An 8,198-nucleotide genomic window follows, 5' to 3' on the forward strand; every position below is an offset into this window, starting at 1 on the left:
ATAGTGTCTAATACATTTTTACACTGTTCCCTATATATTTTTTATTTAATTATTATAATGAACGTTATGCATAAAAGGAGCAAGCTATATGAATGCAAAAAAATTAATAGTAGTGGGCATGCCTATGATTGCCGTGACTTATGGTTTGTCTCGATTTAGTTATGGCCTAATGCTTCCATATATTAACGAAACGATTAATATGGATCAATCCACTAGTGGTTTAATCTCGTCTTTATCATACATTGCTTATTGTATAGCAATATTATTTGCAATGGTATGTTCTAATAAGGTTACTCCAAGATCTATGCTTATGGTAGCTGGATTATCATCGATTATTGGTTTGGGTATAATCTCCATTTCTTCTAATCCGGTAGTACTAGGTTTAGGTATATTTCTGGCAGGGCTAAGTACAGGGTTATCATCGCCGCCATACGCTGATATTGTCAGCGCTAATGTAGAAACAAGGTTACAGAATCAGACTAATTCATGGATTAATTCTGGTACAAGTATTGGAACAGCTTTTACTGGCGCAATTGCTATCATTATGGCTGATAGTTGGAGAGAAACGTATTTAATATTTATGGTCATTGCTATTTTTGTGCTTCTCATTAATTATAAAGTACTTCCAAAACATCGAACTTTAGAAAAGAAAGTGACGGTTAACCACTCTAAAAAGGAATGGAAAAACTCTATCCCACTAATTATTGCATCTATATTTATAGGGATATCCTGCTCGGCCTATTGGACATTCTCAAGAAACTTTATGTTAAACTTAAATAGTGTTCCTACATACCTAGGAGAGTGGTTTTGGGTAATTATTGGAGTTGCAGGTTTACTAGGAGGAACTGCTGGTGTGTTTATAAATAAGTTTGGTTTAACGAGTGCTTATAGGATTTCAGTATTAGCACTTTCAACCTCTTCCCTTATCCTAGGAATTTATCATAGTAACAATATAATGGGGTTCCTTTCACCAGTTCTATTTGGAAGCTCTTATATTTTCATGACAGGGGTTTTAATAGTATGGGGGATTTCCGTGTTTAAGACTAACCCATCATTTGGACTAGGTATCCCTTTCTTAGTACTTGCACTTGGTCAGGCAATGGGGTCCATATTTTCTGGGGTAATCGCTGATATATTAGGATATCAATCTCTTTTTGTAGGGGCTTCTATAATTGGGTATGTAACCTTATTATTTAAACAAAATCCAATTAAATAACCTGACTTCGTATCTTCCATTAGAGGGTATTTTACTTGAATAAGCTCCATGATAAAAAGACTTTAAATATACACTATTTTATACAAGGCAGTGTATCGAAGACTAAAATTTAGGAGAATTTTTTTATTAACAAAATGTATTCAACTAACATCCATCATGTTGGTGTAAATTGGTTCAAGTAATGTCAACTTCAATCCCTTTTCATGCATTTTTATCCATATAACAATTCCTAAAACGTTGATATAAATGGATTTTCATGGATTAGGTACACTTAAAAATTATCTAGATATTTCTCAAAACGTTCATATATTTTACGTTTCAAGGCTCTCAGACCTTTTGGTTTGGGAGCTTTTTTATATTTAAAGAAAGGCTGTTTTCTAAAAGATCGTTGTTTTTAAAAAGTGAATTCGTTGATAGCGTGCTAACAAGCGGGTGAAATACGCCGAGATATAGTTAAGACAAAAAGCTGATAGGTTACAAAATAGAAAGCAAATAATTTGATATAAATATAACTGTGGATTAATGTTAAAAATGAAGAGGAAACCACTTAAAAAGGAAGTGAACAGGTTGAATAAATACACAAAACAATTCATAGCTGGTGAGTGGGTAGAAGGTTCGAGCAATAGCGTTATAACAAATTCGGATCCATATACAGAAGAAGCCATTAATGAAATAAAAGGTGCTTCAGAAGAGGATCTGAATCATGCTTATGAGACGGCTAAAGATGCCCAAGAGGCATGGGAGGATAAACTTCCTGGGGAAAAACAGGAAGTAATGGAAAAAGCGGCACAGATATTTATTGAACGAAAGGAAGAAGTCATTGATTGGTTGATAAAGGAGTCAGGTAGTACAAGAGTCAAAGCGGAAATTGAGTGGGGCGCAACGGTAACCACTTTAAAAGAGGCCTCATCTTTTCCATTTCGGATGACAGGCTCGATTTTACCATCCAATGTCCCTGGAAAGGAAAACCGCGTTTATCGGTCTGCCAAAGGTGTAGTGACTGTAATCTGTCCATGGAATTTTCCTTTAGTCCTAACGATGCGCTCAGTCGCCCCTGCACTAGCAACAGGTAACAGCGTTGTTTTAAAACCTGCATCTGCTACACCTATTACTTCAGGTTTTCTATTAGCAGATATCTTCGAACAGGCAGGGTTACCAAAAGGAGTGCTAAGTGTCATTGTGGGGAAAGGCTCGGAAATCGGGGATGCGATTGTAGAACATCCAGTTCCAAAGCTCGTATCTTTTACAGGCTCAACAGAAGTAGGACGCAGAATAGGGGAAATAGCAGGGCGAACATTAAAAGAAGTAGCACTGGAATTAGGAGGGAATAACGTACTAATTGTACTGAATGATGCAGACATTGAACGCGCAGCAGAGGCAGCAGCTTTCGGTTCTTATTTACATCAGGGGCAAATTTGTATGTCCCTAAATCGTGTTGTCGTGGACGCTGGTATTTATGATGAATTCATCGAAACATTTAGGGAAAAAGTTAGCCAATTAAAAGCAGGGGATCCATCTGATGCTGATACAGCAGTTGGGCCTTTAATTAATCATAGTGAAGTGAAGAGAATCCAACAAGAAATTGAATCCAGTCAGGCAAAAGGTGCAAGGGTAGTCATTGGTGGACAAGCTGAGGGTAATGTTCTTGATCCAACCATTCTTGCCGACGTAACCAATGATATGCCCGTTGCACAAAATGAAATGTTTGGTCCAGTATCATCTGTAATTAAGGCTGCAGATGAACAAGATGCAATTCGGATTGCGAACGATTCTCCTTATGGTTTAAGTGGTGCTGTATTTAGTGGAGATATTCACCATGGCGTCAAGGTTGCAAAACAGATTGAAACAGGTATGATTCATGTCAATGACCAGTCTGTCAATGAAGAAGCGCATGTCGCCTTCGGTGGTGAAAAAGGCTCCGGTGTTGGTCGCTTCGGCGGAGAGTGGGCCATTGAGAAATTCACAACTGTAAAATGGATTAGTGTTCAAGAAGAAGACCGTTTCTTTCCGTTCTTTAAGCAGTAAACATAAATTTTTAAAAGTAACAAGCCGTCCTTTGGGGCGGTTTGTTTTTTTACAGTCGGTTGGAAATGATTGAATTTCCCACCGTACAGGAAATTTACCTGGACACATCAAAGATATCTATTCACTGCATATTTCTACTCCTTGTCCCATATAGTTTAACGAGCGGGAATATGGGGAGGAAATCGTATGAATAGAAAGCATGTATATCGGTTATTATGGCTATTAGGTCTAATTGTTCTTATTGTATTATTACGTTACCCAGCTACAACCCAAGAGACAGGAGAAAAATTCTCTCTCCCATTGTCTGGCAAGGTAGTTGTATTAGATCCCGGTCATGGCGGGGTAGACGGTGGTGCGGTAGGTAAGGATGATTCATTGGAAAAGGATATTGCTTTAAGTACTGTAAAATATTTAAGAGATTATTTACAGGAAGCGGGAGCATTGGTTTACTTAACAAGAGAAGGTGACTATGATCTGGCAGCTGAAGAAACAAAGGGTCTTTCTAAACGAAAATCTGAGGATATTCGGAAACGGGTTCAATTTGTAAAAGAAAAGAATCCAGATTTGTTTCTAAGCATTCATTTAAATGCGATTCCACAAACAAGATGGTCCGGTGCGCAAACCTTTTATCATCCATCAGTAAAGAAGAGTGCGCATTTGGCGAAATTTATTCAAAGTGAGATTCGTCGTAATTTAGATAACACTACACGGAAAGCACAGGCAGTGGATAATATATATGTGTTAAAGAATACGGGAAAACCAGCAGCATTAGTGGAGATTGGATTTTTGTCAAATCCACATGAGCGAGATTTATTAAAAACCGATGACTATCAGCAAAAAATGGCTGCATCCATTTATGAAGGAATTTTACGGTACACAACAGAGGAAGAATATCCAGAAGAATCATAATTTTTATGATATCATGAAATGTATATTACTTAGAATTCCAGTAATATGTGTTATACTTGTCTTAGGTAAATACTAGCAAAGGACGGTGGCAAAATGCTATCAAAGGCAGAAGTTATTGAAATTCTAAAGCCATTTAAAGATCCATATTTACATAGAACTTTTGAAGAAACAGGGGCTATACAGGAGATTACCATTAAAGAGGAAAAAAACCATGTTAGCTTAAAGCTTGCGATTGGTAATCCGAATTCCGCTGAACAAATGCAGCTTCAACAGGAAATTGTAAACGCATTAAAAAAAGAAGGAGCGGCTACTGTAGGGTTACGATTTTCGAAACTTCCGGATGAAGTTATGCAAAAATATGAAGGAGCCGCGAAAAAGAGTAAAGAAGCTGAGTTGTTAGGTGGTCAGGATGATGTTAATTTTATCTCTGTTGCAAGTGGTAAAGGTGGTGTAGGGAAGTCTACAGTAACCGTAAACTTAGCGGTTGCTCTTGCCCGCTTAGGTAAGAAAGTCGGGATTGTCGATGCTGACATTTACGGTTTTAGTGTACCGGATATGATGGGAGTAGAAAATCGCCCTCAAGTACGTGGTGAAAAGATTATTCCCGTTGAACGATTTGGTGTAAAAATTGTATCTATGGGCTTTTTCGTTGAGGATAACTCCCCCATTATCTGGAGAGGTCCAATGTTAGGAAAAATGCTGACAAGCTTCTTTAAAGAGGTGGAGTGGGGCGATCTTGATTACTTACTCCTTGATCTCCCTCCTGGTACAGGGGATATGGCTCTGGATGTCCATTCCATGCTTCCATCTTCCAAAGAGCTTATTGTAACAACCCCACATCCTACAGCGGCATTTGTTGCAGCGCGTGCTGGTCAAATGGCGTTAAAAACAGAACATGAGATATTGGGAGTTATTGAAAATATGGCCTATTTTGAAAGTACCCTTACAGGCCAAAAAGAATATGTGTTTGGACAAGGCGGTGGAGACAAGCTGGCCGAAGTCTTAAAAACGGATGTGTTAGGGCGTCTTCCGCTGCAGCAGCCTTATGAAGAGGAAGATGAATTTGCTCCAGGTGTATACCAGAAGGATCATCCAACGGGCAATATATTCTTAAAAATAGCGGATAAAATCACGAAAAAATTTGATGAATAAAAACAATGAGGAAGACCCTTGCAGGCAGTTATAGTGCCAGCAAGGGTTATATTATTTCCTGAAGCAATAAATAAAGCAACCAGATAATCATTTAGGATCCTCCTGATGTTCCTCCGCCACCAGAGCCACCACCAGAGCCGCTGCTACCTTCTCCTCCGCCGCCCTGGCCGGAGCCTTGTGTTTGTCCTTGGTTTTGGCCACCTTGCTGTTTTTGCATATCCTCAGCAGCTTTTAAGAGAATTTCACTCATTTGTGCTTTGAAAAGAGGGCTTTCTAACGTTTCCTGAATGGTTTTTTCTAAATGCTCACGGAACTGCTGACTTTTTAATGTTTGAAGCATTGTATCAGTCATTTCGGGATTCTGTAATAAGTCCATCATTGACTTCTGATATTCGGAGTCCTTCATTAATCCTTTCATTAATTTTTCCTGGGAATCCTTTGTTGCTTCTGTATAGGTTTTAACAAACTTGGGATCCTCAAAAAGCTTACTCCAGAATTGTTTTCCTTTATCAGAAGTCAAGGTACTGTTTATGGCGTCTTTGACCATAGCTGAATCCATAACTAATTGCTGTTTCATTTTTTCATCACTTAGAACTTCTTGAAGGGCCTTTTTTCCTTCATCGGTTTTTATAATGTCAACCAGCATTTTTTTGGTTGTCTCATACTCAGCATCCCCTTGTGTTTGTCCTGTATTACCACCACAAGCGGTTATAAATAAGAAAATAGGTAATATAAGAAACCATCTTTTCACCATGGTTGGATCTCTCCTTCAATCCGACATCCTATTTTTTAATATGGGGATAACCCTTGAATTTATACGTCTTGTAAATAGGAAAAATTAGAGAAAACATGTTAAAATACGAAAGAATGGACAAAATGTGATTGGTAGGAGGAAACGTTGTGACAACTCGTAAGTGGGTTCACCTATTCTTTAAAACCTTATTTTTAGGAGCGATTGCTGCAATTATTACGAGCTTTTTTGTAAAATCTGACTCATACACGATGTTTTTGGATCCATTTAATGCATGGGAACTATTTGGCGCATTAATATGGTTTATGGGTATAGGGTTTCTTTTTAGTGTTGTGAGTCAAACGGGATTTTTTGCGTATCTATTTATTAATCAATTTGGGTTAAGTATTTTCCGCAATTTCTGGCGACCTGTTCAAGTTATCTTACTTGCTTTTGTATTGTTTGACCTTATTTATTTTCCTTATCAAAATGCCGGTTCAGACGCGAGCGTGATTCCGTATGCTTTGACTGCGCTTGTTATATTGGGATATGGCTTGGTCGTGGCTTATGTGAAAGCGAAGGAAACGAATCAAAGCGCCTTTCTTCCGGCTGTTTTCTTTATGGTTGTGGTGACTGTGATTGAATGGGTGCCTGTTTTAAGAACCAACCAGACCGACTGGATGTGGCTAATGATTGTACCGTTATTGGTGTGTAATACATATCAATTATTACAACTTCATCGAATTGTAAAAACGGAAGAACAACAACCAGGAAAAGCAATAAATCGTAAGCAGTCTAAACAAAAGGTTACGAAAGCAAAATAGCAGGGGATGAAGTTGTCCATCCCCCGCTATTTTTTTAATTTAGTTCCTTACTTTCTGATGAACTGTTGGAAATTAATTCTGAAATGGTAACAAATGATAAGTCTTTTTTAAGTTTTGGTATGGTATCTTGAAGAGCTGATTCCGTATGCTTAATAATATCAGAAGCATGAAGCAGGATGATATCTCCCCCCGATGTTTCCTTCATAATTGTGTCCGTGATTTTTTTCGTGCCAGGGTTTTTCCAATCGTCTGGATTAACACTCCAGTAGATTGTAGTTAATCCTAATTGATCAACGGTTTTTAATACCTCTTCATTAAAATGGCCGCTTGGGGGTCTTAAGAGCTTCATATCAGAGTAGCCCAGTTTACGAAATACTTCCCTGGCTTTCAGGATATCATTTCTTACTTCTTCAATATCCTGCTTTACGTAGCTTTTATAACGATATCCCAGCATTCCTATTTCGTGATTTGCCTTAGCAATCTCCTCTAATATGTTTGGGTGTCGTTCTGCCCATTCTCCGCTAACAAAAAAAGTGGCATGAATGTTTTGTTCCTTTAGAATATCTAAAATGTCATATACTTTTTCCTGTCCCCAACTAATATTAAAAGTGAGGGCAACCTGGTCTGAATCTTCTTGTCCACTTTTAATGAGAGCGTTAGGTTCTTTTGGTTTGGAAACGACAGAAAAAGAGCTGGTAGTCTCAGCGAACAGGTATATGGCTGCGAAAAGGGCTGTAATAAATATGATAAGCCAGTGCTTTTGTGTATGACTTCTATAGATTTTCAACCACTGTCCCTCCTAATAGGTCGGTGTAGGTTATTATATGAATAGAAGTCTGTCGTTATGTAAGCCTTTCTCTCCTCATAAAATTTCCGAAAATGGACAAGATGAAGCTATAAGTACATTAGAAGAGGAGACAAGTAGATGTATGGATTTATACTAAATGAAATGGAAAAGAAGGAATTTGAGTACTTATTAAAAAGAGAAATGGAAGAACTTATTTTAGATTTGAATAGCAGAAATATTGATCATGTTGTGAAAAGGGCTATGAGGGAACGCTATCAACTTTTATTTCGACTATTTAAAAGATTTGCGGATAAATCAGAGTGTATGAAGTATATTCCATCAAAGTATTTTTCCAGTCATTTAGGTTAAGAAGAAACCTATAATTACCAGTGGCCCTTTTATTATTGAGATATTATAATCATTTTTGGAGTTGAAAGAGAGGGAATTATAGATAAATGTAAATTGATAGTTATTCTTTTCTTTACTCGGCTTATTAACAGGCTTTATATATCTTTTTTAAAGTTTTCGGCTTTGTTAAAGCTTATTGTTGATTTT

8 protein-coding genes are annotated in these 8,198 nt (G+C 37.6%); 6 read left to right on the forward strand and 2 right to left on the reverse strand.

Translation table 11 applies throughout. The annotated features are described in order from the left end of the window. Positions 1-88: 88 nt before the first annotated feature. The 4 genes from BMX63_RS15940 to BMX63_RS15955 all read left to right on the forward strand — a co-directional run bounded on the left by BMX63_RS15940 (position 89) and on the right by BMX63_RS15955 (position 5,302). Entirely contained in the window at positions 89-1,216 is a 1,128-nt protein-coding gene (locus BMX63_RS15940) for an MFS transporter (RefSeq protein ID WP_093137360.1), read from the forward strand. A 531-nt stretch (positions 1,217-1,747) separates the two neighbouring features. Then, positions 1,748-3,241 (forward strand): aldehyde dehydrogenase family protein, encoded by a 1,494-nt coding sequence (locus BMX63_RS15945; RefSeq protein ID WP_093137361.1) that lies wholly within the window; start codon positions 1,748-1,750, stop codon positions 3,239-3,241. 186 nt (positions 3,242-3,427) lie between these two features. Next, complete coding sequence (gene cwlD / locus BMX63_RS15950) at positions 3,428-4,150, forward strand: N-acetylmuramoyl-L-alanine amidase CwlD (RefSeq protein ID WP_093137362.1); 723 nt, start codon at positions 3,428-3,430, stop codon at positions 4,148-4,150. Positions 4,151-4,243: 93 nt separating this feature from the next. Further along, positions 4,244-5,302: an Mrp/NBP35 family ATP-binding protein gene (locus BMX63_RS15955; RefSeq protein ID WP_093137364.1), complete on the forward strand. Its 1,059-nt coding sequence runs from the start codon at positions 4,244-4,246 to the stop codon at positions 5,300-5,302. Between the two features lie 91 nt (positions 5,303-5,393). Here BMX63_RS15955 and gerD read toward each other — a convergent pair whose 3' ends face one another. Beyond that, positions 5,394-6,056 (reverse strand): spore germination lipoprotein GerD, encoded by a 663-nt coding sequence (gene gerD, locus BMX63_RS15960; RefSeq protein WP_093137365.1) that lies wholly within the window; start codon positions 6,054-6,056, stop codon positions 5,394-5,396. Positions 6,057-6,202: 146 nt separating this feature from the next. On the opposite strand from gerD, the gene BMX63_RS15965 reads away from it, so the two are divergent. Beyond that, entirely contained in the window at positions 6,203-6,856 is a 654-nt protein-coding gene (locus BMX63_RS15965) for a KinB-signaling pathway activation protein (RefSeq protein ID WP_093137367.1), read from the forward strand. A 34-nt stretch (positions 6,857-6,890) separates the two neighbouring features. Here BMX63_RS15965 and pdaB read toward each other — a convergent pair whose 3' ends face one another. Continuing rightward, positions 6,891-7,643, reverse strand: coding sequence for a polysaccharide deacetylase family sporulation protein PdaB (gene pdaB, locus BMX63_RS15970; RefSeq protein ID WP_093137369.1), 753 nt, complete (start codon positions 7,641-7,643; stop codon positions 6,891-6,893). Between the two features lie 138 nt (positions 7,644-7,781). On the opposite strand from pdaB, the gene BMX63_RS15975 reads away from it, so the two are divergent. Further along, complete coding sequence (locus BMX63_RS15975; RefSeq protein ID WP_093137371.1) at positions 7,782-8,012, forward strand: hypothetical protein; 231 nt, start codon at positions 7,782-7,784, stop codon at positions 8,010-8,012. Positions 8,013-8,198: the final 186 nt, after the last annotated feature.

The organism is Salinibacillus kushneri, from assembly GCF_900111405.1.
GTDB classification, from domain to species: Bacteria; Bacillota; Bacilli; order Bacillales; family Alkalibacillaceae; genus Salinibacillus; species Salinibacillus kushneri.